The sequence below is a fragment of the Desulfovibrio sp. 6_1_46AFAA genome (assembly GCF_000224635.1).
Taxonomy (GTDB): Bacteria; Desulfobacterota; Desulfovibrionia; order Desulfovibrionales; family Desulfovibrionaceae; genus Desulfovibrio; species Desulfovibrio fairfieldensis.
In genome coordinates this window covers 498,466-522,807 of the sequence record NZ_JH114300.1, presented here as the reverse complement: position 1 = coordinate 522,807, position 24,342 = coordinate 498,466, and the positions used below count along the sequence as shown (strand labels likewise).

Genomic DNA, 24,342 nt, shown 5'->3' with positions numbered 1-24,342 from the left:
TACAGCCGCGGCTGCAATGCATAGTTGCCGTCGTGATCATGGAAAGCCAGGGCCACGTGGATCATATTTTTCCTTGCGCATTGAGGCTGCCCACCTCATGCGAGACGAGCGTCCGGGAAAAACGCATTGCGCCGCCCTTGAGTCCGGCTTCAATGCCGCCGGGCAGTTGAAAGCGGGTATTGCCGCGTCCCTCGCGCAATGCGGCGTCCAAATCCAGCAGCGTGCGGGAGCGGGCTTGCCCGCCCGAGTCCCCGTTCGCCCGGCCGAGCAGCAGACGCACAACTTTGAGGTAGAGACGTAAACGAGCCGCCGGGTGCAACGCCGTCAAGAGGGCGCGGGGAAGAATCAGGCAGGGACGCCCGTCGTGTTCTTCCTCCTGCCAGGGATGCGCGGCCAGCGCTTCAGACAGGGTCTTTTCCCAGTAGTCCGCGTCCCATTGCGCCAGTTGCCAGAGCGCGGCCATGCTTCTGTCCAGTGACGGGTTTTCCGCGCGCAGCAGGGGGAGGACATTGTGACGCAGGCGGTTGCGGGTAAAGGCCGGGCTGTCATTGCTGGCATCTTCCCGCCAGACAATGCCACATTGGCGCAACAGCTCCCTAAGCGCCTGCGGCCGGGTGAAAAGCAGAGGGCGCAGCAGGCGGCGGGTATCGTCGCGGGCCGCCATGCCGCCCAGCGCGGGCCAGCCCGTGCCGCGCGTAAGGCGCAGCAGCACGTCCTCGCTCAGATCCTCGTTATGATGGCCGAGAACCACAAAATCCGCTTGCCGCGCGCGGCGCTCCTCTTCCAAAAGAGCGTAGCGAGCGTGGCGCCCGGCTTCTTCCAGGCCCCAGCCCTTGTCGGACGCCAACCCGGTTACATCCGCGTGGCGTTGTACGCACGGTATGCCGAGCAGCGCGCAAAGATCGCGCGCGCAACGGGCATCCGCGCCGGCTTCGGGCCGCAGGCCGTGATTTACGGTCAACGCGAAAAGATCAAGCTTGAGACGCGGGGAAAGAATATGCAGGATGCAGGCCAGAGCCGTGGAATCCGCCCCGCCTGAAAGCGCCAGCACCAGTCGGGCTCCGCGCGGGATCTCCAGACGGCGTAGGTAGAAGCGCTCCACCGCGAGACACAGCCGGGCGGAAGCTGGGGGCAGGCTGCGCAGTTCCGGCAAAGAGTTCATGCAGCAGATGAAGGTTAACCGGTGATCCCCAGATCAACCAGTAATTGCTCCAGATAGGCGATCATATGCGCGCGCAGTTCCGGCCCGGCATAGTGCACACAGTCGCAACGCAGGCGGCCCCGCGCCCGTACCAGCAACTCCAGGCGCAGACTGTGCCCTTCCAGCTCCAGGCCCAGCACATAGGGGCCACAGTCCGCTTGATGCTCGCGCTGTACCGGCGAAAGCCGGGCTTCGGGCACGGGCAGCCAGTAAAGGCCGTCCATGCCCGAACTGAGCTCCATATCCTTCAGGACCTGAGCCAGACGCGCCGTGTCTTCGGCGCTGAGGTCGTCAATGCCGTACCAGCGCATCAGTTCTTCCCGCTACAGGTACAGACGTTTTTGTCCAGATTGAAAATCCGCCGCACAGTGCTGATGCGCGACGCCGCCCCCTCACGAGCCATGCCGTCGCCTTTGAGAAACATGATGGGGTCGTGGTTCAGCTTGCGCACCAAAGCGTTGGCCATGGTCTCCAGGGCTTCGCGGCTTGCGTCGTCCAGCGGGCCCAGGCGTTTGAGGGTTCGGGTCAGCTCCTCCTGTGCCGCGCGTTCCCCGCGCTGGATCAGGTCCACGATAGTGGGTTGGGCGTCAAGGCTGCTGAGCCAGTGGGCAAAAAATTCCACTTCCTCATTGACGATTTCCGTGGCTTTGGCCGCCTCGTCCCGGCGGTTTGCCAGATTTTCTTCAACAACTTCTTTAAGATCGTCAATGTCGTAAAGATAGACGTTGTCCAGGCCGTTGACGTCCGGGTCAATATCGCGGGGCACGGCAATGTCGATAAAGAACATGGGCCGGTTTTTACGCGCCTTGAGCACGGCGCGGATGTCACGGGCCCGGATGACGGGTTCCGGCGAGCCGGTGGAGGTGATGATGATGTCCACCTCCGTGAGATGTCCGGCCAGTTGCTCAAAGGGGATGGCCCGGCCGTGGAACTGTTCGGCCAGCTCCTGGCCGCGCGCGAAGGTGCGGTTGGCTACCAGAATTTCATCTATACCGGCCTGCAGCAGGTGGGTGGCCGCCAGTTCGGCCATTTCTCCCGCGCCCACCAGCAGGGCCTTATGGGAATGCATGTCCCCGAAGATTCGTTTAGCCAGCTCCACTGCCGCGTAGCTGATGGATACGGCGCTGGAGGCCACGGCAGTTTCCGTGCGCACCCGTTTGGCTACGGAAAATGCCTTGTGCAGCAGGCGGTTGAGAATCACGCCCGTGGCATGGCTGTCCACAGCCTTGCGGTAGGCGTTCTTCAACTGGCCCAATATCTGGGGTTCGCCCAGGACCATGGAATCCAGGCTGGAGGCCACGGAAAACAGATGGCGCACGGCTTCCAGGTTCTGATGAATGTAGACGTAAGGCCGGAGTTCGTCGGCTTTCGCGCCGCGCGCCCTGGCCCAGCATTCCAGCACCTGACCGGACACGTCGCCCGTGCCCGCGGCCAACAGTTCCACGCGATTACAGGTGGAAAGAATCATGGCCTCGCTCACCGCCCCGGCACAGGGCAGGGCCCAATGCTCCTCGTCACAGTGGTTTACCAGGGCGAAGCGCTCGCGCACATCCACGCCCGCCGTGCGGTGATTGAGACCCACAAGAAAGATATCGCAGTCCATAGCAATGCCCGGTTAGCGTCGGATGAAGGCGTGATGCGTATCCATGAAGGTGTTCACCACAATGATTGAAAACAGACAGAGAAGGAAAATAAAAACGGCCAGCCGCGCCGGTTTGCGGCCCTTCCAGCCGTTAGCCAGACGGTTGTGGAACAATACCGCGAACAGCAGCCAGACCACGATGCTGATGACTTCCTTGGGGTCGCCGGTGACCGTGGCCCCGAAGACGGGTTTGGCCCAGATCAGACCGGCCACGATGCCCAGGGTGTAGAGCGGAAATGCCGTCAGGGTGGTGAAGGCGTTGATTTTATCCAGCATGGAAAGGGCGGGCATATCCTGCCAAAAGCCCTTCATGCTCTGTTTGCTTTTGATCCGCCCCTCCAGAAAAAGAAACAGCGCCCCGGCGGCAAAGGCGAGGGCCAGCAGTCCCAGGCTCAGGAACAGCGCGCCGATATGCAGGGCGTAAAAAGGGGCTTTGAGCGAAGGGGGCACCTGCACAAGGGCGCTGAGGTAGGGCGCGGACATGGCGAAGAGCATCAGGCCCAAGGGCGCGGCAAACAGCAGGGCTGTTTCCTGGCGCAGCTTGAACCAAACGGCCAGACCGCAGAGCAGCACAAACCAAGCCAGCATCTGCAGATACGCGCCCAGGCTCAGACCGCCGGGCAGGGCTTTGTGAAAGCCCATGGCCAGCATCAGGGTCTGGCAGATGAAACCGGCCATGGCCAGCCAGCAGCCCAGCCGTCGCCACAGGGGACTGCGCATGATCATGCCCGCAAGACCGACGATGCTGGCCAAGGCATAGAAAATCAGAGTTATCAGCGTTGAGGCTTCAGGGGAGATCATCAAGCAACTCCGCTATGTGAACGTGTAAAACCGGGGGCAGTTCCGCCAGAAGCCACTGTCGGCAGCTTTGAAGGTCGCCTTCGGCCAGCCAGTGCTGCAAAGGCGATGCCGCCACCCTGCGGAACAGCTCTGTATTCTGCCCTGTCTCGGCGTGCAAGGCAAGGACCAGAGGCCGCAGGCGGCCCATCAGGAGCACCATACGGGCGCGCGGGGCCAGCCAGCCCTCCAGTTCGCGTCGCCAGCGCCGGGCCAGAGCCGGACTGGCCCCGCCTGTGGACAAGGCCGCCGCAAGCCCGTCTTGCCGGGCCACGGCGGGCACGCTGAAAGCGCCCAGCTCGGGTGCGCTGGCACAGTTGCAGAGCACATTCGCCTCCCGGCACAGGGCGGCGATGCGGGCATTTTCCACCGCGCTGCCGGTTGCCGCGAATACCAGGGCGCGACCTTGTACATCCGCCGGAGTACAGGTGCGGCTTTCAAAGCACGCCCTGGGGTCTGTCAGCAGGGCGGCGGCTTCGGCAGACAGGTCTTCCACTCGCAAGATATCCAGAACCAGCACCGAAGCAGGGCCGCAAGCCAGCAGACCCTCTAGCTTGCGGCGCCCCACGCCGCCCAGGCCCGCCACCAGACAGGCGCGGCCTTCCAGCGAAAGAAAAATCGGGTACAAGGGGGCGTGCGGCGAGGACATCGACATAATTGAATAACTTTTGTTGCGGATTTAAAACAAAGTGATTCCCGATAGTATAGCACCAAGCATGGTTTTGCAAAGGGGCTTTGTCTTGCCTCGCGGAGGTAAATACGCTAACTCCAAGCTGCTACGGCAGATTTCAGGCTTTCCACAATCTTTGTTTTTTGAGGGAGCGAATTCCGCTTTCTTTCTGATCATCAAGGATGGCTGATGTCGGCATTTCTGGTTTTACAGGCGGCTCGCTTCGGCGATCTGGTACAGAGCAAACGGCTGATCCGCACCCTGGAGCAGCGGGGCCGGGTGCACCTTGGCGTGGACGCCGGGCTTGCGCCTCTGGCCCGGCTGCTGTATCCCGCCGCCGAAATCCATGGCCTGCGCCTGCACGGCCGACCGGACGCCGCCGTCCTGCATGAAAACCGGGCAGTCTTCCGCCAGTGGCGGAACATGGATTTCCAGGCAGTCTATAATTGTAATTTCGCCGGGCTCACCGCCGCCATCTGCCGTCTGTTCGAGGCGGAGCGGGTCATGGGCTACCGTCCGGCACGAACGACAGCGGGAGGCATCACGCGCTCGGCCTGGGCACGGCTGGCCTTCCGCCTGAGCGAGCGGCGGGCGTTCTCTCCCCTGAACCTGGTGGACTTCTGGGCTCATTTCGCACCGTCTCCCCTGGCGGGGGAACTGGTCAATCCCCCGGCAAGACCCGGCGGCCAGGGCCTTGGCGTGGTGCTAGCCGGACGTGAATCCCGCCGTTCACTGCCCTTGCCCCTGTTGGGCAGAATGCTGCAAATCCTTTTCAGCCTGCTGGACGGCCCGCGTATTCGCCTGCTGGGCACGGCGGCGGAGCAGCCCGCCGCGCGCAAGCTTTTGCGTTTGCTGCCCGCGAAAGTTCAAGAAAAGGTTGAAGATCTGAGCGGAAAAACCGACTGGCCCGGCCTGGTCCATGCTGTGGAGGGCCTTGACGCCCTGGTCACGCCGGATACGGGCATCATGCACCTGGGGGCGCATCTGGGCGTGCCGGTGCTGGCTTTTTTTCTTTCCTCCGCCTGGTGCCATGAAACCGGCCCCTATGGCCGGGGACATTGGGTCTGGCAGGCCTCGCGCGCCTGCGCGCCCTGTCTGGAATCCGCTGCCTGCCCGTATCAGGTGGCCTGTCTGGACGCTCTGCACGGAGAGGGCTTTTTGCGCTCCCTGGCGGCGGCCGTGCGGCCCGAGGCGCGAATCACAGCCGCGCCGCCGGACGGCCTGCAGGTCTGGCGCAGCGATTTGGACGCCTTGGGCGGCGTATTACGCCTGCACGGCGGCCATGATGAATACGCCCGGCAACGGACTGTGACGCGCGCTTTGCTGGCGGACACCCTGCATTTGTGGGAAGTGGATGCGCAGAATGGGAACGCGCTGTCCACTGCTCTGGACGTCGCGGAACATGCGGAGCTGGCGGACCTGCGCGACTGGCTTTATAAGGATACGGATTGGATGCTGCCGCCCGGGAGGTATTGCTGATGCCCGCCACGTCGTTACGCATTTTGGTGATTCTGCCCATGTACGGCGGTTCGCTGCCCATAGGCCGGTATTGCGCCTCGGCCCTGCGCGGACTGGGGCATACGGTGCGGCTTTTTGAAGCCCCTTTGCTTTATCCGGCATTTACCGGCCTCAAGGGATTGGGCCTGACGCCCGCCCAGACCGTGCCGCTGGAAAATTCCTTTTTGCAGATGGTGTCCCAGGCCATCTGGGCCCAGGTGCAGTCGCTGGAGCCGCATTTCGTGCTGGCGCTGGCCCAGGCCCCCATGAGCCGGAGCTTGTTGCAACGCCTGCGGCGCGCCGGGGTGCGCACGGCCATGTGGTTTGTGGAAGATTACCGGATCTTCAACTACTGGCGGACCTACGCGCCTCTGTATGATGCCTTCGCGGTCATCCAGCAGGAACCCTTCCTCTCGGAGCTGGCCCGAATCGGGCAGGCCCATGCCTTGTATCTGCCTCTGGCGGCCCTGCCGGAATTTCACAAGCCGCTGGAATTGAGCTTGGCCGAGCAAAAGGAATATGGTTCGGACATCGCCTTTTTGGGCGCGGGCTATCCCAACCGGCGGCTGGCTTTTCGGCCCCTGGCCGGGCGGGATTTCAAAATCTGGGGTTCGGACTGGGAAGGTGAAAGCCTGCTGGCCGGGAATATCCAGCGCCGGGGCGCGCGCATCAGCGAAGAGGAGAGCGTCAAGGTCTACAATGCCGCCAGGGTGAATCTCAATCTGCATTCCAGCCTGCAGGGCGGCGACCTGGTCAGCCACGGGGATTTCGTCAATCCGCGCACGTTTGAACTGGCCGCCATGGGGGCTTTTCAACTGGTGGATCAGCGCTCTCTGTTGGGCGAACTTTTTGCGCCGGATGAGTTGGCCACGTTCACATCCATGAATGAATTTTACGCCGGGATCGACCACTTCCTGGCGCATCCCGAAGAGCGTGAGGCCTATGCCCGCCGCGCTCGGGAACGGACGCTGCGCGAACATACCTATGAGCGGCGCATGGACGCCTTGCTGGACTATCTGGAAGCGGAACTGGGGCCCTGGCCCCAAAGCGGACCCGAACAGGCCGCGCCGACGGAGCTTGGTCCGCAGTTGCGGGAAGAGCTGGCGCAACTGATGCGCAAGCTGGGTCTTGGTCCGCATGCCGCCTTTGACGACGTGCTGGCCCGCCTGCGTGAGCAGAGCGGGGTGTTGAGCGATCTGGAAACCAGCCTGCTTTTTCTGGACGAGTGGCGCGGGCAGTATCTGAAAAAGTAGAGCAACTTCAGTCAGTTAAAATATGAATTGCTCTTGGTCGTCCTATACGCTCGTGGCCTCCAGATAATAGGGCAGCATAAAGCTCACAGCGATAAGCAGAGCCGCCAGAAGAGTAAGCTTGTGGCGCAGGGCGATGGCGCTGCGGCGCACCATGGTCCAGAGCAGCACGGGAATCAGCCAGAGCAGCAGGCGCGAACTCTCGACAACGGCGTCCTGCGCGCTGAACACTCCATCCTGCCAGTGCAGCCAGATATGCAGGCCGCTGGAAACGAGCAGCAACAGCCAGAGCAGACACCAGGCATTGCGGGCCCAGCCGGCGCACCAGGGAATCATGGTATTGTAGTGGTCCCGGCCGAAGTCGTCGTGCGTGCGCCGCAGGGGCAGCCAGAGCGCGCCGAAGGCGGCGGGCATGGCCAGGACCAGCGGCAGGGTATAGCACAGGGCGCTCCAGAGCGGCGCATTCCAGGCGGGCAGAAAAAGATCGCCAAGGGTCAGGCCGGCGGCGTCCGGGTGGGCCAGGGCGGACAGAAAACGCGCGGCGGCAAGGCTGCTGACCACGGCCACGCAGCCCTGAATGCCGCTCAGTACGCCCAGGGTCACATGCAGGACGGGCATATTTTTCAAGGCCTTCCAGAGCGCGTAATACAGGCTGCTGATCAGCACGGCTATGCCCAGCAGCATCCAGCTCATTTCCACCAGGAAGCTCGGCAGGGAATCGGGCGTGTAGCCGTCCTGGGTGAAAAAGAGCCAGATCCGGCCGCCGATCAGCAGCAGCCAGCCCAGTATCAGGCCGAGCACGGCAAGCTGGCGGGCGCATTTGTCGTAAGAGGAGCGCCCCCGGGTGATGGAAAGGATGCGGGCCGTGGCGGACATAAAGCCCATTCCGGCGAAAGCCAGCAGCACTGACAAGGGGACTACCACGCTGATGATGTCAAGGCTGGTCCGCAACAACGGATAAGCGAGCAGGAATTCGTGAATGGCGTTCATTGCGCGCCGCCTTGTGCCAGAAAGAGGGCCGGACCGGGCATGTTCATGCTGACTCCTTGCAATCTTGCGCTGTCCGAGGCTGATGCGCTATGTTCCTCGGGCGTCATACAGGCCTGTTTTTGCCTGAAAAACGCGACAGCCGCAAGACTTCTTGAAATACAAAGCGGCTTAGGGCAGAAAAAAGGCGGGAGAACGGTATGAAAAAAAAATGGGTGCTTCCGACGGCCTGCCTTGTTCTGGCAATAGGCGGCTGCGCTTCTACCGGCCAGATGCGGAAAGTAGAGGCTACCGGCGAGGAAAATCAGCGGGTTCTGCGTGAAACGGACCAGCGCCTGCACAATCTGGAAAACAGCGTGGTCGCCTTGAACAGCCAAGTCGCCCTGCTGAATAATCGTGTGTATGAAGTGCGCACTCGCAGCGGGCATAAAACCGGCATGACCGTAGTGCCGATCATTCCGCCGCAAACCGCGCGTCACACGACCACGGTTTCTTCTCCCCAAAGTGCGGCTATACCGCACGGCGACGCGACAGGCGGAAAAACGCCGCCTGTGGTGCAGGGCGGACCGGCTGTGGCTTCCGCCAAAAAAATCGATCCCGCCGCGCCTCCGGCGCCTTTTCCCGGCGGTACGCCTTCTGCCAAGGCTGAAAAAGGCGGAGAAAAGCCCGTGGGTCCCTCCGGCCAGGTGGGGCGACCCGAAGCCGTAGCCGGGCCTTCCGGTCAGTTGGCGGCCGTCGCTGCTCCGGGCGGCTTGGCCCTCCCCCCCACCGAGGCTCCCTCCACTCCGGCGGAGAAACCGGTTTCGCCCTCCGTTAGCGGCGACAAGGGAGCGCCCCAGGTTGCTCCTTCTGCCGGCGGCACGGCATCCGTGCCTGTACCCACCCTACCGCCTTCCGATCTGGCCCTCCCGCCGGAACACCCCGGTCTGCCGCCCGTGGATGCGCCTTCGGCTTCCGCTGTCACCGCCTCGCCTGCGGCGAGTCCCGCTCCCGGCCCCGCGGCAACAGGGGGCCAGCCCCCAGCGCCGTCCAAGCCTGCCGCAAGTGCCAAGGGAGAGGAGGCCGCTTACAAGGCTGCCCTCAAGGTAGCGCTTTCCGGTCATTCCGCCGAAGGGATCAGCCGGTTCCGCGAATTTTTGCAGCAATATCCGCAGGGGCGTTATGCGGCCAATGCCGAATACTGGATCGGAGAATGCCTTTACGCCCAAGGCAACTATAAGGAAGCACTGGCCCAGTTCCAGACCGTCAATACCAACTATCCCCGCCATCACAAAAACGCCGACGCCCTGCTCAAGGCGGGCATGAGTCTGAGCCGCCTGGGCGACAAGCCGGGCGCGGCCCAAAAATATCGGACCCTGCTGGCTGATTTTCCCAATTCCGAGGCGGCGCGTATGGCCCGTTCGCGGGGGCTGGCCCGCTGACCATGCGGACAGAGGAATCCATGCCCGCCGGGGCGATGGCCTCTTCCAGCGGATCGGAGGCAGGCCAAGCCGTTCCCACCTGGGCGACCATGGATGAAACCGCCCGTAGGGAATACTGGGCCAGTCTGGCCCTTCGTCACTGCCGGGGACTGGGGGCACGCTCCCGTGCGCGCCTGCTGCATGCCTTCGGTTCTGCCTATCAGGCTTTGCAGGCGCGGCAACGCTGGGCCGAAGCCGGTTTGAACAAGCGGCAGGCCGCGGAAATGAGTACCGGTTCCTGGCGGGTCACCGCGCGGGAAGAGTGGGATCAGGCCCGCTGCCTGGACGCGGGCATCCTGCTCTGGACAGACGCCCGCTATCCCCGGCAGTTGCGCGAACTGCCCGACGCGCCTGTGTTGCTGTACTGCCGGGGCGATATTTCCCTGTTGCAAGCTCCGGCCTTTGCCATTGTGGGCTCGCGCCGGGCCACTTCCCAGGGACTCGCGGTGGCCGCCTATATGGCGCGCTGTCTCGCGGCCTGCGGCATCACCGTTGTTTCCGGCATGGCGCAGGGAATCGACAGCGTGGCCCACGAGGCTGCCCTGGCCCGTGTGGGGCGCAGCATCGGAATTCTGGGAACGGGCATTGACCAAATCTATCCCCGTTCCGGGGAGCCTCTTTTCCGCGCCATGGCGGAGCAGGGCCTGCTGCTTTCTGAATTTCCCCCCGGCGCGCCGCCCCTGGCCGAACATTTTCCCATCCGCAACCGGATCATCAGCGGCCTTGCTTTGGGCGTTCTTGTGGTGGAAGCGGCCAGTCGTTCCGGCAGTCTGATCACCGCCCGTCTCGCCCTGGAACAAAACCGCGATGTCTACGCTGTGCCCGGTCCGGCCCTGGATTCCCACTGTCTGGGCTGTCAGGAACTCGTGCGCCAGGGCGCGCGGCCCGTGTTCAGCGCCGAGGATGTCCTGCGCGACCTGGCCGCGCAGTTGCAGCCCTTCGGCATCAGCGAGGCCAGCCTGCCGGAGGCTGAAAAGGCTCTGACCCTGCCTGTGCGGGCGGGGGAGGACACGAATCCGGGACAGGCGGCCGCGCCCTCTGAGAAAAATAGAGGTGTGGGGTCTGCCGTACCGCCGATTCCTGTTGAAATTCCCTGTGCCGAGGCCGAAGCCCTGGTTCCGCCTGACCGCAAAGAGCGGCTCCTTCACTGTCTGCGCGGGCAGGGCCCCATGCAGGCCGACGCTCTGGCCGTGGCCCTGGACATGCCGATACATGAGCTGAACGCTCTGCTTATCGGCCTGGAAATGCTGGGACGGGTCAAGCGCCTGCCCGGTGCGCGCTACGAGGCACCGGCATGAACAGGCCAAAGCGTGAAGCCGCCCCCGCAATGAGGGCAACGGACAGATCGGACAGTGCGGACAAGCCGGATATGGCCGGACTGCAGATAGAGGCGTTTCTTTCCTGGCTTGCGGTGCAGAAGGGCGCTTCTGATGCCACGCAAAAGGCCTATGGCGCGGATCTGACCCAATTGGCCGTTTTTTTGCGGGAGCAGGGGGCTGATCTGGCCCGGCCGGGCGAGGTGAGCCGCAAACATATCCAGGCCTTTCTGGCCTGGCTGTTCCGCCGGGGCGAAGCCAAAAGCTCCATGGCCCGCAAACTGGCCGCCGTGCGCTCCTTTTTCCGTTTTCTGCTGCGCAGCGGCCGGGTCAGTGAAAACGTGGCGGCCCAGGTGCGCAATCCACGCCAGGAAAAGCATCATCCGCGCGCGCTCAATGTGGATGAAACCTTTGCCCTGCTGGATACGCCCAAAGCCGCGCCGCCCTCCGAGGCCCACGCCGCGCGCCTGCTCTGCCGGGATCTGGCCCTGGCCGAACTGCTCTATGGCTCGGGCCTGCGTATTTCCGAAGCATTGAGCCTGGATCTGGACGACGCGCAACTGCGTTCCCGCGTACTGCGGGTCATGGGCAAAGGCTCCCGTGAACGTCTGTCCCCCTTGTCCGACACCTCCTGCGAAGCCTTGGCCGCATGGCTGGCGGAACGTTCCTATCTGGCATTGCCCGAGGAGCAGGCGCTCTTTGTGGGCGCGCGCGGCGCGCGCCTGAACCGGCGTGAAGCGGCACGGATCATTGCCGGGCTCTGCCGCCGGGCCGGTCTGGCCTTTACGGTTTCCCCGCACAGCCTGCGCCATTCCTTTGCCACCCATTTGCTGGCCGCGGGCGCGGATCTGCGCAGCGTGCAGGAACTGCTGGGGCACCGGCGGCTGACCACCACGCAACGCTATACTCAGGTCAGTTTGGAACATCTGATCCGTGCCTATGATCAGGCTCATCCCCGTTCCGGGAAAAAGTAAAAAAATCACGAGGGATTTTTCTATATTTTTCCGGGAGATTCCGGCTTCAGCGCCGGTTTTGAAGGCGCGCAGCCGGGAAATTTACGGCAAAGGCCTTGGCATGGCCCGGACTTTGTGCTAAAGAGAACAAAGCGGTGCATCTGGGGCCGCAAACATAAAAGAACCACACCGGAAGGAGAGACTGTCATGTCCGCATTAGTTCTTGGTCACATGAATCCCGATACCGACAGCATCGTTGCCGCCATTGCCGCCGCTGATCTGTACAGCAAACGCGGTTTTGACGTCACCCCGGCCGCGCAGGGCGCGCCGACCCCTGAAACTGAATTCGTGCTGAAGAAGTTCGGCCTCAGCGCTCCCCAGGTGGTCAGCGACGTTGCCGGCAAAGATCTGTATCTGGTGGACTACTCCGACCTGGCCCAGGCCCCGCAGGGCATGGATTCCGCCACCGTGCTGGGCATCGTGGACCACCACAAGCTGGGCGACGTGACCACGTCCTCTCCTTTGGAAGCCTGGATCTGGCCCGTGGGCTGCACCGGCACCGTGCTCAAGAACATGTATGACTTCTACGGTGTGGAAATTCCCAAGAACATCGCCGGCGGCCTGCTTTGCGCCATCCTTTCCGACACGGTCATCTTCAAATCCCCGACCTGTACCGAAGCCGACAAGAAAGCCGTGGAAGCTCTGGCCAAAATCGCCGGTGTAAGCGACGTGGTGGCCTTGGGCATGGAAATGTTCAAGGTCAAGAGCGCGGTGGACGGCACCTCCATGCACGATCTGGTCTTCCGCGACTACAAAGATTTCGACATGAACGGCAACAAGGTGGGCATCGGTCAGCTGGAAGTGGTGGACCTCTCCATCCTCGACAAGGTCAAGGCCGGTCTGCAGGAAGAAATCGCCAAGGTGAAGGGCGAAGGCCGTCACAGCGTGTTCCTGTTGCTCACGGACATCATGAAGGAAGGCTCGGAGATGCTGATCGTTTCCGATGATCCCGCCGTGGTGGAAAAAGCCTTTGGCGTGAAGCCCGACGGCAGTTCCGTGTGGCTGCCCGGCGTCATGAGCCGCAAAAAGCAGGTTGTGCCCAATTTTGAAAAGGCCTTCAAATAAGTTGAGCCTTTGAAAACGCAAAAACCCCGGCAAATGCCGGGGTTTTTGCGTTTTGAGCAATGGCGGAAGACTCAGCCTGGCCGCCCGCCGCAGTATAAAAGTCCGGCAGTCGCCAGAATCTGGCCCACGGCCAGGGTAAGATCCCTGTCCAGCGCGGCGGCGGTGAGGACAAGGACCGCCCCGCTTATCAGCGCCGAACGACGATGCAGAAAAAGTCCTGCCGCCTGTGACAGCATACCGGCCAGAAAAAGGGCGGGGAAGAGCCAGAGCGGCATGGGGTCGGCAAGGATGATCGCGGCGGCCGGGCCCGCCCGAGTTTCCACAGCCGCCGGGCTGCAAACCGCGTCCTGAATCATGCGGGCGGCGTGCGCAATGAGGCTGACATCCATAACGTCAGTCTATGCGCAAATTTTTGTCCGGGCAAATGGCGGCCGCGCCATTGTCAGATCGCGGGCAATGCCTATATCTTGGAAATACGTATATTTTCAGCAGGAGCACTTGATGAGCACCTTGACACCCCGTGAGATCGTGGCGGAACTGGACAAATTTGTGGTGGGGCAGGAACAGGCCAAGCGCATGGTGGCCGTGGCCGTGCGCAACCGCTGGCGGCGTCAGCATCTCTCGCCGGAACTGCGCGATGAAGTGGCTCCCAAGAACATCATCATGATGGGGCCCACCGGCGTGGGCAAAACCGAAATTGCCCGCCGCCTGGCCAAGTTGTCCGGCGCGCCCTTTATCAAGGTGGAAGCCACCAAGTTCACGGAAGTGGGCTATGTGGGACGAGATGTGGAGTCCATGGTGCGTGATCTCATGGAGATAGGCATCAACCTGGTGCGCGAGGAGGAAAACGCCCGCGTGCGCAAGGCCGCCGAGGCCGCCGCTGAATCGCGCCTGATGGATCTGCTTCTGCCCAACTCCTTCGGCCAGGAAGAACGCAATTCCACCCGCGACAAATTGCTCCAGCAGTTCCGCCTGGGCTTTCTAGACCAGCGGGAAGTGGAAATGGAAGTGACCGAGCAGGGCGGTCAGGGCGTCGATATTTTCGCCATTCCGGGCATGGAACAGATGGGCGGCCAGGTCAAGGATATGTTCAGCAAGGCTTTTCCGCCGCGCCGCAGCCGCCGCAAGATGAAAATCCGCGACGCCTTCAACGTGCTGGTTCAGGAAGAGTCGGGCAAGCTGGTGGATCAGGAAGCCCTGACCGAACGCGCCAAGGAGCGAGTGGAGCAGAGCGGCATCATTTTTATTGACGAAATCGACAAGATCGCCAGCTCCTCGCAGAACCGCACCTCGGACATCTCGCGAGAGGGCGTGCAGCGCGATCTGCTGCCCATTGTGGAAGGCAGCTCGGTGAACACCAAGTACGGCATGGTCCGTACGGACCACATTTTGTTCATTGCCGCCGGGGCCTTCCACTTCAGCAAGCCGTCGGACATGATTCCCGAACTGCAGGGTCGCTTTCCCCTGCGGGTGGAGTTGCAGGCCCTGGGCAAGGAGGAATTCCTGCGCATCCTCACCGAACCGGACAATGCCCTGACCAAGCAGTACGAAGCCCTGCTGGGCACGGAACAGATTCGCCTGAGCTTTACCAGGGACGGCCTGGAGGAAGTGGCGGCTTTTGCCGAGGACACCAATTCCCGCACGGAAAACATCGGCGCGCGACGCCTGTATACCATCATGGAAAAGATTCTGGCCGATATTTCCTTTGACGCGCCGGACATGCCCGGCGCGCAGATCGTGGTCAACAGGGACTATGTCTGCGAACATTTGCAGGATGTGCGCAAGGATCAGGATCTGAGCCAGTATATTCTGTAACGTCAGCCCGTTGTTCCACGGTAATTTACAGCCCGGTCTTGTGCAGGCCGGGCTTTTTCTTTTGTCTGCGTGTGTTCTCGCGGTATCTGGACTTGGCGGCAGCGAGCGGATAGGCTATTTCCGACACTCGCCGCTTACCTCCGCAGCAGACTGTCGGAAAAGAAAAAGGGTCTACGGCGTGAACCGTAAACCCGTATTTTCTTGGTGGGCCATCAGGGACTCGAACCCCGAACCAACTGATTAAGAGTCAGCTGCTCTACCAATTGAGCTAATGACCCGTGGCGTGAAAAAGGGTTTACGCGTATGTACCCAGTTTGTCAAACGTTTTTGTAAATTTTTTACAAAAATTAAGCGCTGGCTTTGAATGGAAAAATAATATACAAAAAAACCAATATGTTGAAAAGAAAATTTTTACTCATTTGCCTGCTATGTCTTATGGTTGCCGCAGGAGCGGCCCCGCTGTCCGCTGTCCGCGCCTGGGCCGGGGATGTTCCCGTACGGCTGGATTTCGCCCGTGACGGCGACAGCATCGTCGCCGCCGTGCATCTGAACATCCCCTCAGGTTACCACGCCTATGCCCACGAAGCGGGTGACGCGGGCCGTCCCACCGTCCTGGATTTCGCACTGGAGGGCGGGCAGATGCTGCCGGTCTGGTATCCCGCCGGAGCCATGCAGCGCGACTTTTATGATCCGGAGGCGACGATTTTCGCCTATGAAGGCGAAGTTGTGCTTTTTTCCGCTTTGCCGGAGCAGGCCGTGGGCAAGCCCTATACCGTGGGCTTGAGCATGCTGCTTTGTTCCAACCGCAATTGCCTGCCCATCGACCAGAGTTTTACCGGGGTGGTGCCGCAATCGCTGCCTCCGGTGGGTGAAGCCTCCTGGACGGGACAGTGGCACAAGCTGAAAAATAGCCAGCCCGTGCTGGCCGACGTGCTGGGCGCCCCGGCCTCTGCGGCTTCTGCTCCCAAGATGGAAGGTCGGCTGGCCCCGCCTTTGGGCGCGGGCGCTCCCGATGCGCTGGAAGGCACGGCGGCCGCGCGTCTTGCCGGACAGGCGAGCGATCTTCTGCCGCCGCCGGAGGGCTTTGAACTGCAACTGACCCCACGCTATGCCGATGCCTCGCTGGAAATCTCCAGTTTGGGCAAAGCGCTGCTGGTGGGGATTCTGGCCGGTCTGCTGCTGAACGCCATGCCCTGCGTGCTGCCGGTGCTGACCTTCAAGATCAGCGGGCTGCTGCTGATGGGCGGCAGCGACAAGAAAAGCCTCCGGCGTTTTCGTGAGCACAACCTGTGCTTCGCGGGCGGCGTGCTGACGCTGTTCACCGGCCTGGCCCTGGTGCTGGGCCTGGCGGACCTGATGTGGGGGCAGCTCTACCAGAATCAGGGCATTTTGCTGGTCATGTTGCTGATCGTCTTTCTGATGGGTTTGTCCATGCTCGGGGTGTTCACCTTGCCGGTCATTGATCTCAAAACCGGCGAAAATACCAAGAATCCCCGCCTGCAATCCTATCTGACCGGGCTTGTCTCCACCTTTTTGGCCACGCCGTGCAGTGGGCCCCTGCTGGGCGGCGTGCTGGGCTGGGCATTTACCCAGCCCCTGCTGATTCTCATGGTGGTATTCTGGGCTGTGGGCGTGGGCATGGCCCTGCCGTACCTGTTGTTCTGCATCTGGCCGAACATGGCGCGGATACTGCCGCGTCCCGGTCCGTGGATGCATGTCTTTGAGCGCGTGGTGGGCTTCTTTCTGTTGGGAACCGCTCTCTATCTGCTCTCCATTCTTCCGGTGGAAAAACACATGCATGTGCTCAGCGTCCTGTTGCTGGTCTCGCTGTGCGCCTGGCTCTGGGGACAGTTCTGCGGCGTCTCCGCGCCGCCTCTGCGGCGCAGGGTGGCGGGCATCGCGGGCGGCCTTCTGCTGTTGGCCGCCATTGTCTGGGTACTGCGCCCGGTGGCGCCGTTGCCGCAATGGCGTGAATTCAGCCCGGAATATTTTACGGCGCAGATGGGCAAAAAGCCCATGTTGCTGGAATTCACCGCCGATTGGTGCCCCAACTGCAAATTCATGGAAGCCACGGTGTTGACCGACGAGCGCCTGCGCGCCTGGCAGGCCCGGTACGGCATGGAACTGATTCGTGTGGATCTGACCAACGCCAATGCCTATGCCGTGCGCCTGCTGGAGGCTCTGGGCAGCAAAAGCATTCCGTTGACGGCCCTTTTTCCGGCGGGAGACGGCGCGTCCTCGCCACTGGTGCTGCGCGACGTCTACGGGGTGCAAAGCCTGGAAAAAGCCATGAACGAAACCTTCACGGGCGGCTAGCCCACACCTTCACGGCAGGGTGGTCCGGGGATAAATTCGCCGTTATGGAGCATTTTTTTGCGTTCAACCCTAGGGAGGTTTACGGAACTGTCGATAAAGCATAGTGTGCACTGGATAAGTCTGTCCAAACACTGCTCACAGGCCGTACGGCATCTCTTGCCGTCGCCGGGTCGGAACGGCCTGCTCTGGGGCGAAAGCGCACGCTGTTCCGATTAGGTTTGTTAAAACAGCTTGACGAGCTATTGCGACAAGGGAGCGGATATGGATCCAAGTCAGAAAAAACAGGACGATGAACTCCTGCAACTGGTGACGTTCAGCATCGGTGAAGAGGAATTCGGGGTAAATATCCTGAAGGTGCAGGAAATCATCCGCACCATGGAGATTACCAAGGTTCCCCGCGCGCCGGAATTTGTGGAAGGCGTCATCAACCTGCGCGGCAAGGTGATTCCGATCATTGATCTGCGGCGTCGTTTCGGCCTTGCGCCCAAGGCTCATGACAAAAACACCCGCATTATCGTGATCGAGATCAACAATATTATTGTGGGCTTTGTGGTGGACGCCGTTTCTGAGGTGCTGCGCATACCCGCCAGCACGGTGGAACCGCCGCCGCCGGTGGTGGCCGGCGTGGATTCCGACTATATCAGCGGCGTCGGCAAATTGCAGGATCGGCTTCTGATCATGCTGGATCTGGACAAACTGCTTTCCAGCGAAGACATGGACATGCTCAGCACCATGTAACAGTGTTCATCCGCGCTCCGGCATTCGGCGCGCTACAGCAACAAAAGACGGACAGGCCTGAACGGTTTGCCCGTCTTGTGCGTCAGTAACACATGGAGGTGACGCGTTGCGCATTGAAAAAATTACGACTGATAAGAAGCGCTTTCTGGAGCTGCTTTTGCTGGGTGACGAGCAGGAAGACATGATTGACCGCTATCTGGAGCGGGGCGACCTGTTCGCACTCTTTGATCCGGATCTGAAAAGCCTCTGCGTGGTCACCGACGAAGGCAAGGGAACGTGCGAACTGAAAAATCTGGCAACCTGCGCGCGCTACCAGGGCCAGGGCTATGCCACGCGCCTGTTGGAACACGTCTTTCGCCATTATAGCGGCAAATATGAGACCATCCTGGCAGGCACGGGAGAAGAACCGCGCACACTCGCTTTTTATGAGCGTCACGGCTTTATTTTTTCCCATCGGCTGAAAAATTTTTTTACGGACAACTACCGTGAGCCCATTGTGGAATGCGGTGTCCGGCTGGTGGACATGATTTATTTGCGGAGAAGCCTGTAAGAAAGCGGCGGCACGGCATTGCCCGCACCGCCGCGAAACAGTGGGAAAAAAGCGCCGGTCTTTACTTGGCGGCGCGGGGAACGCGCAGCTTACGGCTGGAGCGCAGGCGCAATTCCTCCACAATGACCTTTTCATAATCCGGGGCAATGGAGAAGTCCGCATTCATCTCTGTACAGAGCAGATTTTCAATCTGTTGCGTTTCTTCCCAGATTTCCAGCAATTCGTCGTCAGCCAGGCTCTTGACGCGCTCCGCAAAAGGTTCTTCGTCACTGAAAGGAATACATGAACCCATCTCAGTTGCCCTCTTCGCCCATATCCGCATGCAGGAAATCACGCACAGTGTTTTGCGTCAGCAGCGTTTCAGCCATGACAGTGCAGCCTTCCGGGCCGGGATGCAGGCCGTCGCTCAAATCGTCCATATAGCTGTGGGAAGCCGCCAGAGCGGCGTGAATATCCGCGAACGGCAGCCCCAATTCCGCGCAGAGCGCGGCCTGCGCCGCACTGAGTTCGGCAATGCGTCGGCGCACGGTCGGGTCCGCCACCGGCGGCGGGCTTATGACCAGAGTCGGGGCCAGCGGCGCGGCCTCGGTCAACATGGTCCGCAGGCAGTACATGGCCTTGTCCAAGGCCACGGGCTGACCGCCGCCCGGAGCGGCCATATCCACCACGCCCGCGCAAAAGACCAGATGCGGGACCATGCCGGGCATCTGACGGCAATCCACTTCCTGCCGCCAGCGCCGGGCCAGATCCGCCGTGGACTGGCGGCGCGCGCCCAGGTTATAGAAGGTGGCCGGCGGGAAACGGTAGAGACCGGCCTCTTGCCCCAGCAGGACCAGACGGCTGACCCAGCCGCCGGGCATACGATTATCGTTGACGCCCAGCGTCAGGGAATCGCCGAAAAAGAACCAAGTATGGGTAAAAGCGCGTGGCATGTGATCCTACGGATATGTTTGCGCGCTCGCAAAAATCTGTGCCGTTTTGAGCAGGCGCAGACGGGAACGCAGATGACTTTCAGGCCCCAGCGGCGCAAGAACGGCCAGACAGAAAAGCAGGGGCGACAGATACAGGGTATGCCAGTCAGCCACAAATGTCACGGCCGCGGGCGCTTCCGCCCGTGCGTCGGCAAGCCCCGCGGAGCCTGCCTCCCACTGCCGCAAGAGGGGCCGGAGATCCGCGCTGCGCGGCCCGTTCTTGGTCTGGCGGGTGTGGGGGAAGGACGCCAGCGCGGCAAAATCCGTAAAACAGCGCACCGCGGCGGCATTTTCCTCCACCGTGGGCAGGACGAGGGAAAATGCCTCGGCCTCGGCCTGTTCCGTGCGGCGGCTTTTGTCCACCGCATCGACGCGCAACACGGACATGCCCGGCGGCAGAAGCGGGTTCAGACGGGCGGCCACTTCTTCCGGCGCAAGAGCCTGATGCAGGGTCAGAGCAAACCATTCGGCCCTGCTTTCCACGCCCACGGGCAGAGCCCGGCCAAAGGAAAGCAGGGGCAGCGGATGAAATCCCTGGGAAAAGGACAGGGGCAGGCCCGCCCGGCGCAGGGCGCGCTCCAGCACGGCCTGTAGCTCAAGTTGGCTCAAATAGGCGCTGCCGCCCATTTTGCTGTGCCAGATGCGGTATTGGGCCGCCTTGAGGGTGAGCTCCGCCGCGATCTGGGGCGGGCGGCTGGACTGGGGGCGGCAGATCAGCCGCCCTTCGGCATCCCGCCGGGCTTCGTGCGCATTCTGGTCGCGCTGGCTGAAGATCAGACGATTACGGTGCAGGGCAGCATCCGGTTCCGCCGCGACGGTGGCGTGCGGCAAACGCGAAGGCCCGGCCTTGGTGTCGCACGCGCCGCATTGGCGGCAGGCCCCGTAGCGGCAATCCTGGGTAATTTTTTCCGCCAGGGCGCGCTCCCGTTCGCGCAGTAAAAATTCCTCGGAAACTCCGGCCTCCAGATGGCTCCAGGGCAGGGGGCCGCCCGCCTCGCGCGCGCCGATGCAGGCTTCGGCACTGATGCCGCATTCGTCCAGGGCTTCCAGCCAGGGCGCGAGGTCAAAGCCTTCCATCCAGCTGCAAAAAATCGCTCCCTTGTGATAGGCTTTCTCCACCACGTCGGCCATGCGGCGGTCCGCACGGGACAGCACGCCTTCCAGATGACTCATGGCCGGTTCATGCCAGCGCAGTTTCAGGCATTTCTGGCCCTTGAACAATTCGCGCACCAGATGAACCCGACGGCTGATCTCCTCCCGGCTGATCTGGGCTTCCCACTGGAAGGGCGTGAAGGGCTTGGGCACAAAGGGCGACAGGGCGGCCGTGACTTGCAGGCGGGGTCCGCCGCGCCCGGCGGCGTCGCGCACCTTGCGGCAGAGATCGGCAATGGCGGCCAGGTCTTCGTCCGTTTCCGTGGGCAGGCCGATCATAAAGTAAAGCTTGACCAGCCGCCAGCCGTGTTCCAGCAGTTTTTGGGCGTGCAGCAGCAGTCCCTCTTCGCTGACGCCCTTGTTGATGACGTCGCGCAGGCGCTGGCTGCCCGCTTCCGGAGCCAGGGTGCAGCCGGTGCGCCGCAGATCGGCCATGCGTTCGATGATCTCGTCGTCGATGGAGCCCACGCGCAGAGAAGGCAGGGAAAGACTGATCTGTTCGCGGGCGCAACGGTCCAGCACGCCGTGGCAGAGTGTCTTGAGGGCGGAAAAATCTCCGGTGCTCAAGGAAAGAAAGGATATTTCGTCAAAACCGGTTTCATGCAGGCAGTCGTCCAGCAGCCTGGTAATATTTGCCAGGGAACGCTCGCGCACGGGCCTGTAGACCATGCCCGCATGGCAGAACCGGCAGCCGCGCGTACAGCCACGGGCGATTTCCAAGGAAAGGCGGTTGTGCACCGCGCCCACGGGTACCACCTGCCGTGTGGGATAGACTGCCGTGTTCAGATCCGCCACAATACGCCGCGCCGGGCGGGTGTAATCGGGCAGCAGGGGGACAAGCGCGCCGTCTTCTCCGGGCGCGAAAAGCGACGGCACATAGACGCCGGGGATCAGCCGCGCCTCGCGCAGCAGCTGATCACGGCTCCAGCCGTGATCCAGAGCGCGTTCCAGCAGGCGCAGCACGTCGGGCAGGCTTTCTTCGCCGTCTCCCAGAACCATCAGATCCATGAAGGGCGTCAAAGGTTCGGCGCTCAACAGCGCGCCGCCGCCCGCGATGACCAGGGGACAGGCCGTCAGGTCCTGGCTGCGTTGCGCGGAGCGCAGGGGAATGCCCGCCAGATCCAGCATGTAGAGCACATTGGTATAGCAGAGCTCATGCGTGATGGAAAAAGAGACGCAGTGCAACCGGGCCAGGGGCGTGTCCGACTCCAAGGTACAGAGCGGAGCATTATTGGCGCGCAGAACGGCCCCGGCTTCGCGGTCCGGGGCCATGGCCCGCTCGGCCCACCAGGCCTCGTGGGCGTTGACAATGCCGTAAAGGATCTTCTGTCCCAGGTAGGACATGCCCACCTCATAGGTGTCGGGAAAAGCCAGGGCCATGCGCAAGCGCACACGCGCGGGGTCTTTGCGGCAGGCGCCGTCTTCTATACCGGCAAAACGGCTGGGTCTGGGCAGCAGGGGCAGAAGGTCGCGCATGGTATCCTCATTTGAGCCGGGGTATAAAAAAGGCGGCGCTCAACGCCGCCTTTACTAAGACTGGATGTTCGGAACCGCTTTACTTGATCAGGCCGCTGCCGTTGCCGCCGGGCAGGGGACCGGAGCCGAACTGCATCTTGCCGAGGCCACCGGCCACAGTGAGGTTGGTGCTGGCTTCGATGTACTTGTCCTGAAGTTCCTTGGGCGTATCGGCATAGCGGTAGAGGAAAGTTTTTCCCTCCAGCGTGCCGCTGAAATTGGGTTCAAAGGGATAACCGTAGGGCAGCATCATCATCTGCACGCCCTGTTGGGTGGGGATGCTCTGGATGGCGGCCACGTCATTGAGGCAGTCTTTTTCCTGATCATATTTGCCGATGACCAGTTCACCCGTCACCAGCTTCATCAAGCGGATATCATAAGCCATGCTTTGCTCCTCATAAGTAGTTGGATTTAGGTAGGCATTGGCGGAGCGCATGTCAAGGGATTTTCTGTTGCCATCAGCCGCGAAACGGCTACATTGGGGGGCATGAGCAAGGATGATTTTCCTATCGGCGCGACGCCGCCGCGGGCCCGTATCGCCCTGGAAGAAAAGCTGGGCCATGTCTTCGCCCGCCCGGAACTGCTGGATCTGGCCCTGACCCACAGTTCCTGGGCCAATGAGTATTCCGGTGGGCAGCACCATAATGAACGTCAGGAATTTCTGGGCGACGCCGTGCTGGAACTCTGTGTTTCCTGGGAGTTGTTCCGTCGTTTCCCGGAGGCGCGGGAAGGGGAGCTGACCAAGCTGCGCGCGCGTCTGGTGAGCACGGTCAGCCTGGCTGAACGGGCGCGGGAATTCGGCCTGGACAGCCTGCTGAAGCTGGGCAAGGGCGAGGAACGCCAGGGCGGCCGCAGCCGCGATTCCGTACTCAGCGACGTGCTGGAGGCGGTGCTTGCCGCCGTGTACGAGGATGGCGGTTTTACCGCCGCGCAGGCGGCGGTGGCCCACATCTTCGCGCCGCATTGGCCGCGAGCGGCCGGGGAACCGCAGAGGAAGGATTATAAGACACGCTTGCAGGAAGTGGCGCAGCAATTATTCAGGGAGCGGCCGGTGTACGTGCAACTGGCAAGCCATGGCCCGGAACACGCCAAAATTTTTGAAGTTTCCCTGCATCTGCCGGACGGCAGAGAATTCACGGCCAGCGGCACAAGCTGCAAAAAAGCCGAGCAGGAAGCCGCCCGCCAAGCCCTGAACTCGCTGGAACATGCTGAAGAAAACCCGGATGCCCGTCCTTTCCTGACGCCATAAGCCGGTGTATTACGCGAAAGCCGGGCCGGAGAATTTTTTCCCGGCCCGGGGGCACGGCCCCCGGGCCTCCCGTCTTTGGTCTGCCACAGCCTATGTAGAGATGGCCTAGCCGCCGATGAGCTGCATGGCCATCTGGGGCAGCGAGTTAGCTTGCGAAAGCATGGCTACCGCGCTCTGACTCAAAATCTGGGTACGGACGAACTGCGTCATTTCCGTGGCGACGTCCACGTCGGAAATGCGGGATTCCGCGGCCTGGAGATTTTCAGCCTGAGTGTTCAGGTTGGTGATGGTATTCTCCAGGCGGTTCTGCATGGCGCCCAGGTGCGCGCGGATCTTGTCCTTGGAGACGATGGCGTCGGTCAGAGCCACCAGGGTCTTTTGGGCCGCTTCCTGGGTCGAAATGGTGCCGCCGGCGCGCAACTGGCCGGTGGCGGCGTCGATGGCTTGGTTGCCCACGCCCAGAGCCGAGGCCGTGCAGCTGCCGATGGTGATGTAATAATAGTCTTCGGCGGAATCGTTGCCCGTGCCGAAGTGAACCTTCAGCTTGCCGGTGGCGGTCATGCCGCTGCCGTCGTGCGAGCTGGAAGACAGGGTGCCGTCCAACAGCTTGATGCCGTTGAAATCCGTGGCATTGGCGATACGGGTGATTTCCGAGGCCATGGCCTGATATTCGGACTCGATCATCAGGCGCTGGGTGGAATCATAGGTGCCGGTGGCGGCCTGTTCGGCCAGTTCCTTCATGCGGGTCAGTTTTTCGTCGATGACGCCCAGCGCGCCGTCGCCGGTCTGGATCAGGGAAATGGCGTCGTTGGCATTGCGCGCGCCCTGGTGCAGGGTGGCGATGTCCGCGCGCTGCAATTCGCGGATGGCCAGTCCGGCGGCGTCGTCAGCCGCGCTGTTGACCCGCAGGCCCGTGGAAAGGCGCTCGGTGGACTTGCTCAGTTGCGAATAATGCGCGTTCAGGTTTCGGGCCGTGTTGGCGGCCATCATATTGTGGTTTATGACCAAAGACATGGGACACCTCCTTGGGTGGTTACTAAGCTGTACCCATCGATTGCAACCCATGTGCCAATTTAATTTTATTCTTATATTTTAATA

Annotated in this window: 23 protein-coding genes and 1 tRNA gene; 11 read left to right on the top strand and 13 right to left on the bottom strand. The window is 61.8% G+C overall.

The genetic code is table 11. From position 1 onward, the window contains the following. Nucleotides 1-61: 61 nt before the first annotated feature. Genes tilS through HMPREF1022_RS02100 form a run of 5 tightly spaced genes read right to left on the bottom strand, consistent with a single transcriptional unit; the run spans nucleotide 62 to nucleotide 4,335 of the window. Nucleotides 62-1,162, bottom strand: coding sequence for a tRNA lysidine(34) synthetase TilS (gene tilS / locus HMPREF1022_RS02120; protein ID WP_009301658.1), 1,101 nt, complete (start codon nucleotides 1,160-1,162; stop codon nucleotides 62-64). Between the two features lie 14 nt (nucleotides 1,163-1,176). Continuing rightward, nucleotides 1,177-1,512, bottom strand: coding sequence for a hypothetical protein (locus HMPREF1022_RS02115; protein WP_009301657.1), 336 nt, complete (start codon nucleotides 1,510-1,512; stop codon nucleotides 1,177-1,179). Further along, on the bottom strand, nucleotides 1,512-2,804 hold the full coding sequence (gene hemA / locus HMPREF1022_RS02110) for a glutamyl-tRNA reductase (RefSeq protein ID WP_008684224.1): 1,293 nt from the start codon (nucleotides 2,802-2,804) through the stop codon (nucleotides 1,512-1,514). The genes HMPREF1022_RS02115 and hemA overlap by 1 nt, the downstream gene beginning before the upstream one ends. 12 nt (nucleotides 2,805-2,816) lie before the next feature. Then, a complete protein-coding gene (gene ccsA, locus HMPREF1022_RS02105) occupies nucleotides 2,817-3,644 on the bottom strand; it encodes a cytochrome c biogenesis protein CcsA (protein ID WP_008684223.1) in 828 nt (275 codons plus the stop codon). Then, nucleotides 3,631-4,335, bottom strand: a complete 705-nt coding sequence (locus HMPREF1022_RS02100) for a precorrin-2 dehydrogenase/sirohydrochlorin ferrochelatase family protein (protein ID WP_156802799.1) — start codon at nucleotides 4,333-4,335, stop codon at nucleotides 3,631-3,633. The genes ccsA and HMPREF1022_RS02100 overlap by 14 nt, the downstream gene beginning before the upstream one ends. A gap of 204 nt (nucleotides 4,336-4,539) precedes the next feature. Between HMPREF1022_RS02100 and HMPREF1022_RS02095 the strand changes: the two genes are divergently transcribed. Both HMPREF1022_RS02095 and HMPREF1022_RS02090 read left to right on the top strand, forming a co-directional pair. Further along, nucleotides 4,540-5,829 carry a glycosyltransferase family 9 protein gene (locus tag HMPREF1022_RS02095; RefSeq protein ID WP_008684218.1) on the top strand — a complete coding sequence of 430 codons (1,290 nt, stop codon included), beginning with the start codon at nucleotides 4,540-4,542 and terminating at the stop codon, nucleotides 5,827-5,829. Further along, nucleotides 5,829-7,100, top strand: coding sequence for a CgeB family protein (locus HMPREF1022_RS02090; protein WP_009301655.1), 1,272 nt, complete (start codon nucleotides 5,829-5,831; stop codon nucleotides 7,098-7,100). The genes HMPREF1022_RS02095 and HMPREF1022_RS02090 overlap by 1 nt, the downstream gene beginning before the upstream one ends. A 42-nt stretch (nucleotides 7,101-7,142) precedes the next feature. Here the strand turns inward: HMPREF1022_RS02090 and HMPREF1022_RS02085 are convergent, their stop codons facing one another. Beyond that, nucleotides 7,143-8,087: a hypothetical protein gene (locus tag HMPREF1022_RS02085; RefSeq protein ID WP_009301654.1), complete on the bottom strand. Its 945-nt coding sequence runs from the start codon at nucleotides 8,085-8,087 to the stop codon at nucleotides 7,143-7,145. 197 nt (nucleotides 8,088-8,284) lie between these two features. Here HMPREF1022_RS02085 and ybgF point away from each other — a divergent pair, with 197 nt between their 5' ends. The 4 genes from ybgF (at nucleotide 8,285) to HMPREF1022_RS02065 (ending at nucleotide 12,938) form a co-directional block, all read left to right on the top strand. After that, nucleotides 8,285-9,505 carry a tol-pal system protein YbgF gene (gene ybgF, locus HMPREF1022_RS02080; protein ID WP_009301653.1) on the top strand — a complete coding sequence of 407 codons (1,221 nt, stop codon included), beginning with the start codon at nucleotides 8,285-8,287 and terminating at the stop codon, nucleotides 9,503-9,505. A 20-nt stretch (nucleotides 9,506-9,525) separates the two neighbouring features. After that, entirely contained in the window at nucleotides 9,526-10,842 is a 1,317-nt protein-coding gene (gene dprA, locus HMPREF1022_RS02075; protein ID WP_009301652.1) for a DNA-processing protein DprA, read from the top strand. After that, nucleotides 10,839-11,834: a tyrosine recombinase XerC gene (locus tag HMPREF1022_RS02070; RefSeq protein ID WP_009301651.1), complete on the top strand. Its 996-nt coding sequence runs from the start codon at nucleotides 10,839-10,841 to the stop codon at nucleotides 11,832-11,834. Before dprA ends, HMPREF1022_RS02070 begins: the two co-directional genes overlap by 4 nt. Before the next feature lie 186 nt (nucleotides 11,835-12,020). Beyond that, the gene (locus tag HMPREF1022_RS02065; protein WP_008684207.1) at nucleotides 12,021-12,938 is read left to right on the top strand and encodes a manganese-dependent inorganic pyrophosphatase; all 918 of its coding nucleotides are present in this window, start codon (nucleotides 12,021-12,023) and stop codon (nucleotides 12,936-12,938) included. Between the two features lie 71 nt (nucleotides 12,939-13,009). On the opposite strand, the gene HMPREF1022_RS02060 is transcribed toward HMPREF1022_RS02065, so the two are convergent. Beyond that, on the bottom strand, nucleotides 13,010-13,327 hold the full coding sequence (locus tag HMPREF1022_RS02060) for a hypothetical protein (RefSeq protein WP_009301650.1): 318 nt from the start codon (nucleotides 13,325-13,327) through the stop codon (nucleotides 13,010-13,012). 112 nt (nucleotides 13,328-13,439) lie between these two features. Here HMPREF1022_RS02060 and hslU point away from each other — a divergent pair, with 112 nt between their 5' ends. Further along, nucleotides 13,440-14,753 carry an ATP-dependent protease ATPase subunit HslU gene (gene hslU, locus HMPREF1022_RS02055; RefSeq protein WP_009301649.1) on the top strand — a complete coding sequence of 438 codons (1,314 nt, stop codon included), beginning with the start codon at nucleotides 13,440-13,442 and terminating at the stop codon, nucleotides 14,751-14,753. A 202-nt stretch (nucleotides 14,754-14,955) separates the two neighbouring features. Here hslU and HMPREF1022_RS02050 read toward each other — a convergent pair. Further along, nucleotides 14,956-15,031: transfer RNA gene (locus HMPREF1022_RS02050), tRNA-Lys, on the bottom strand. 157 nt (nucleotides 15,032-15,188) lie between these two features. On the opposite strand from HMPREF1022_RS02050, the gene HMPREF1022_RS02045 reads away from it, so the two are divergent. The 3 genes from HMPREF1022_RS02045 to HMPREF1022_RS02035 all read left to right on the top strand — a co-directional run bounded on the left by HMPREF1022_RS02045 (nucleotide 15,189) and on the right by HMPREF1022_RS02035 (nucleotide 18,357). Beyond that, nucleotides 15,189-17,069, top strand: a complete 1,881-nt coding sequence (locus tag HMPREF1022_RS02045) for a protein-disulfide reductase DsbD family protein (RefSeq protein ID WP_009301648.1) — start codon at nucleotides 15,189-15,191, stop codon at nucleotides 17,067-17,069. 261 nt (nucleotides 17,070-17,330) lie between these two features. Next, entirely contained in the window at nucleotides 17,331-17,807 is a 477-nt protein-coding gene (locus HMPREF1022_RS02040; protein WP_008684201.1) for a chemotaxis protein CheW, read from the top strand. 106 nt (nucleotides 17,808-17,913) lie between these two features. Continuing rightward, nucleotides 17,914-18,357: a GNAT family N-acetyltransferase gene (locus HMPREF1022_RS02035; RefSeq protein ID WP_009301647.1), complete on the top strand. Its 444-nt coding sequence runs from the start codon at nucleotides 17,914-17,916 to the stop codon at nucleotides 18,355-18,357. A 61-nt stretch (nucleotides 18,358-18,418) separates the two neighbouring features. Here the strand turns inward: HMPREF1022_RS02035 and HMPREF1022_RS02030 are convergent, their stop codons facing one another. From HMPREF1022_RS02030 to HMPREF1022_RS02015, 4 genes are all read right to left on the bottom strand, one after another. Continuing rightward, on the bottom strand, nucleotides 18,419-18,649 hold the full coding sequence (locus HMPREF1022_RS02030) for a hypothetical protein (protein WP_008684197.1): 231 nt from the start codon (nucleotides 18,647-18,649) through the stop codon (nucleotides 18,419-18,421). Between the two features lies 1 nt (nucleotide 18,650). Continuing rightward, nucleotides 18,651-19,289 (bottom strand): GDSL-type esterase/lipase family protein, encoded by a 639-nt coding sequence (locus HMPREF1022_RS02025; protein WP_008684195.1) that lies wholly within the window; start codon nucleotides 19,287-19,289, stop codon nucleotides 18,651-18,653. Nucleotides 19,290-19,295: 6 nt separating this feature from the next. After that, nucleotides 19,296-21,956 carry a TIGR03960 family B12-binding radical SAM protein gene (locus tag HMPREF1022_RS02020; RefSeq protein WP_009301646.1) on the bottom strand — a complete coding sequence of 887 codons (2,661 nt, stop codon included), beginning with the start codon at nucleotides 21,954-21,956 and terminating at the stop codon, nucleotides 19,296-19,298. Between the two features lie 79 nt (nucleotides 21,957-22,035). Continuing rightward, a complete protein-coding gene (locus HMPREF1022_RS02015) occupies nucleotides 22,036-22,380 on the bottom strand; it encodes a hypothetical protein (protein WP_008684192.1) in 345 nt (114 codons plus the stop codon). A gap of 102 nt (nucleotides 22,381-22,482) precedes the next feature. Here HMPREF1022_RS02015 and rnc point away from each other — a divergent pair, with 102 nt between their 5' ends. Continuing rightward, on the top strand, nucleotides 22,483-23,244 hold the full coding sequence (rnc, locus tag HMPREF1022_RS02010) for a ribonuclease III (RefSeq protein WP_008684190.1): 762 nt from the start codon (nucleotides 22,483-22,485) through the stop codon (nucleotides 23,242-23,244). A gap of 105 nt (nucleotides 23,245-23,349) precedes the next feature. Here the strand turns inward: rnc and HMPREF1022_RS02005 are convergent, their stop codons facing one another. After that, entirely contained in the window at nucleotides 23,350-24,258 is a 909-nt protein-coding gene (locus tag HMPREF1022_RS02005; protein ID WP_009301645.1) for a flagellin N-terminal helical domain-containing protein, read from the bottom strand. Nucleotides 24,259-24,342: the final 84 nt, after the last annotated feature.

Excerpts from the sequence above, each read along its gene's own strand:
- HMPREF1022_RS02005 (WP_009301645.1), bottom strand. The coding sequence starts at position 24,258 with ATGTCTTTGGTCATAAACCACAATATGATGGCCGCCAACACGGCCCGA.
- HMPREF1022_RS02060 (WP_009301650.1), bottom strand. The coding sequence starts at position 13,327 with ATGGATGTCAGCCTCATTGCGCACGCCGCCCGCATGATTCAGGACGCG.
- HMPREF1022_RS02090 (WP_009301655.1), top strand. The coding sequence starts at position 5,829 with ATGCCCGCCACGTCGTTACGCATTTTGGTGATTCTGCCCATGTACGGC.
- HMPREF1022_RS02095 (WP_008684218.1), top strand. The coding sequence starts at position 4,540 with ATGTCGGCATTTCTGGTTTTACAGGCGGCTCGCTTCGGCGATCTGGTA.
- HMPREF1022_RS02085 (WP_009301654.1), bottom strand. The coding sequence starts at position 8,087 with ATGAACGCCATTCACGAATTCCTGCTCGCTTATCCGTTGTTGCGGACC.
- ccsA (WP_008684223.1), bottom strand. The coding sequence starts at position 3,644 with ATGATCTCCCCTGAAGCCTCAACGCTGATAACTCTGATTTTCTATGCC.
- HMPREF1022_RS02040 (WP_008684201.1), top strand. The coding sequence starts at position 17,331 with ATGGATCCAAGTCAGAAAAAACAGGACGATGAACTCCTGCAACTGGTG.
- dprA (WP_009301652.1), top strand. The coding sequence starts at position 9,526 with ATGCCCGCCGGGGCGATGGCCTCTTCCAGCGGATCGGAGGCAGGCCAA.
- HMPREF1022_RS02045 (WP_009301648.1), top strand. The coding sequence starts at position 15,189 with ATGGTTGCCGCAGGAGCGGCCCCGCTGTCCGCTGTCCGCGCCTGGGCC.
- ybgF (WP_009301653.1), top strand. The coding sequence starts at position 8,285 with ATGAAAAAAAAATGGGTGCTTCCGACGGCCTGCCTTGTTCTGGCAATA.
- HMPREF1022_RS02100 (WP_156802799.1), bottom strand. The coding sequence starts at position 4,335 with ATGTCGATGTCCTCGCCGCACGCCCCCTTGTACCCGATTTTTCTTTCG.
- HMPREF1022_RS02065 (WP_008684207.1), top strand. The coding sequence starts at position 12,021 with ATGTCCGCATTAGTTCTTGGTCACATGAATCCCGATACCGACAGCATC.
- hemA (WP_008684224.1), bottom strand. The coding sequence starts at position 2,804 with ATGGACTGCGATATCTTTCTTGTGGGTCTCAATCACCGCACGGCGGGC.
- hslU (WP_009301649.1), top strand. The coding sequence starts at position 13,440 with ATGAGCACCTTGACACCCCGTGAGATCGTGGCGGAACTGGACAAATTT.
- HMPREF1022_RS02020 (WP_009301646.1), bottom strand. The coding sequence starts at position 21,956 with ATGCGCGACCTTCTGCCCCTGCTGCCCAGACCCAGCCGTTTTGCCGGT.
- HMPREF1022_RS02015 (WP_008684192.1), bottom strand. The coding sequence starts at position 22,380 with ATGGCTTATGATATCCGCTTGATGAAGCTGGTGACGGGTGAACTGGTC.
- rnc (WP_008684190.1), top strand. The coding sequence starts at position 22,483 with ATGAGCAAGGATGATTTTCCTATCGGCGCGACGCCGCCGCGGGCCCGT.
- HMPREF1022_RS02115 (WP_009301657.1), bottom strand. The coding sequence starts at position 1,512 with ATGCGCTGGTACGGCATTGACGACCTCAGCGCCGAAGACACGGCGCGT.
- HMPREF1022_RS02030 (WP_008684197.1), bottom strand. The coding sequence starts at position 18,649 with ATGGGTTCATGTATTCCTTTCAGTGACGAAGAACCTTTTGCGGAGCGC.
- HMPREF1022_RS02025 (WP_008684195.1), bottom strand. The coding sequence starts at position 19,289 with ATGCCACGCGCTTTTACCCATACTTGGTTCTTTTTCGGCGATTCCCTG.
- HMPREF1022_RS02070 (WP_009301651.1), top strand. The coding sequence starts at position 10,839 with ATGAACAGGCCAAAGCGTGAAGCCGCCCCCGCAATGAGGGCAACGGAC.
- tilS (WP_009301658.1), bottom strand. The coding sequence starts at position 1,162 with ATGAACTCTTTGCCGGAACTGCGCAGCCTGCCCCCAGCTTCCGCCCGG.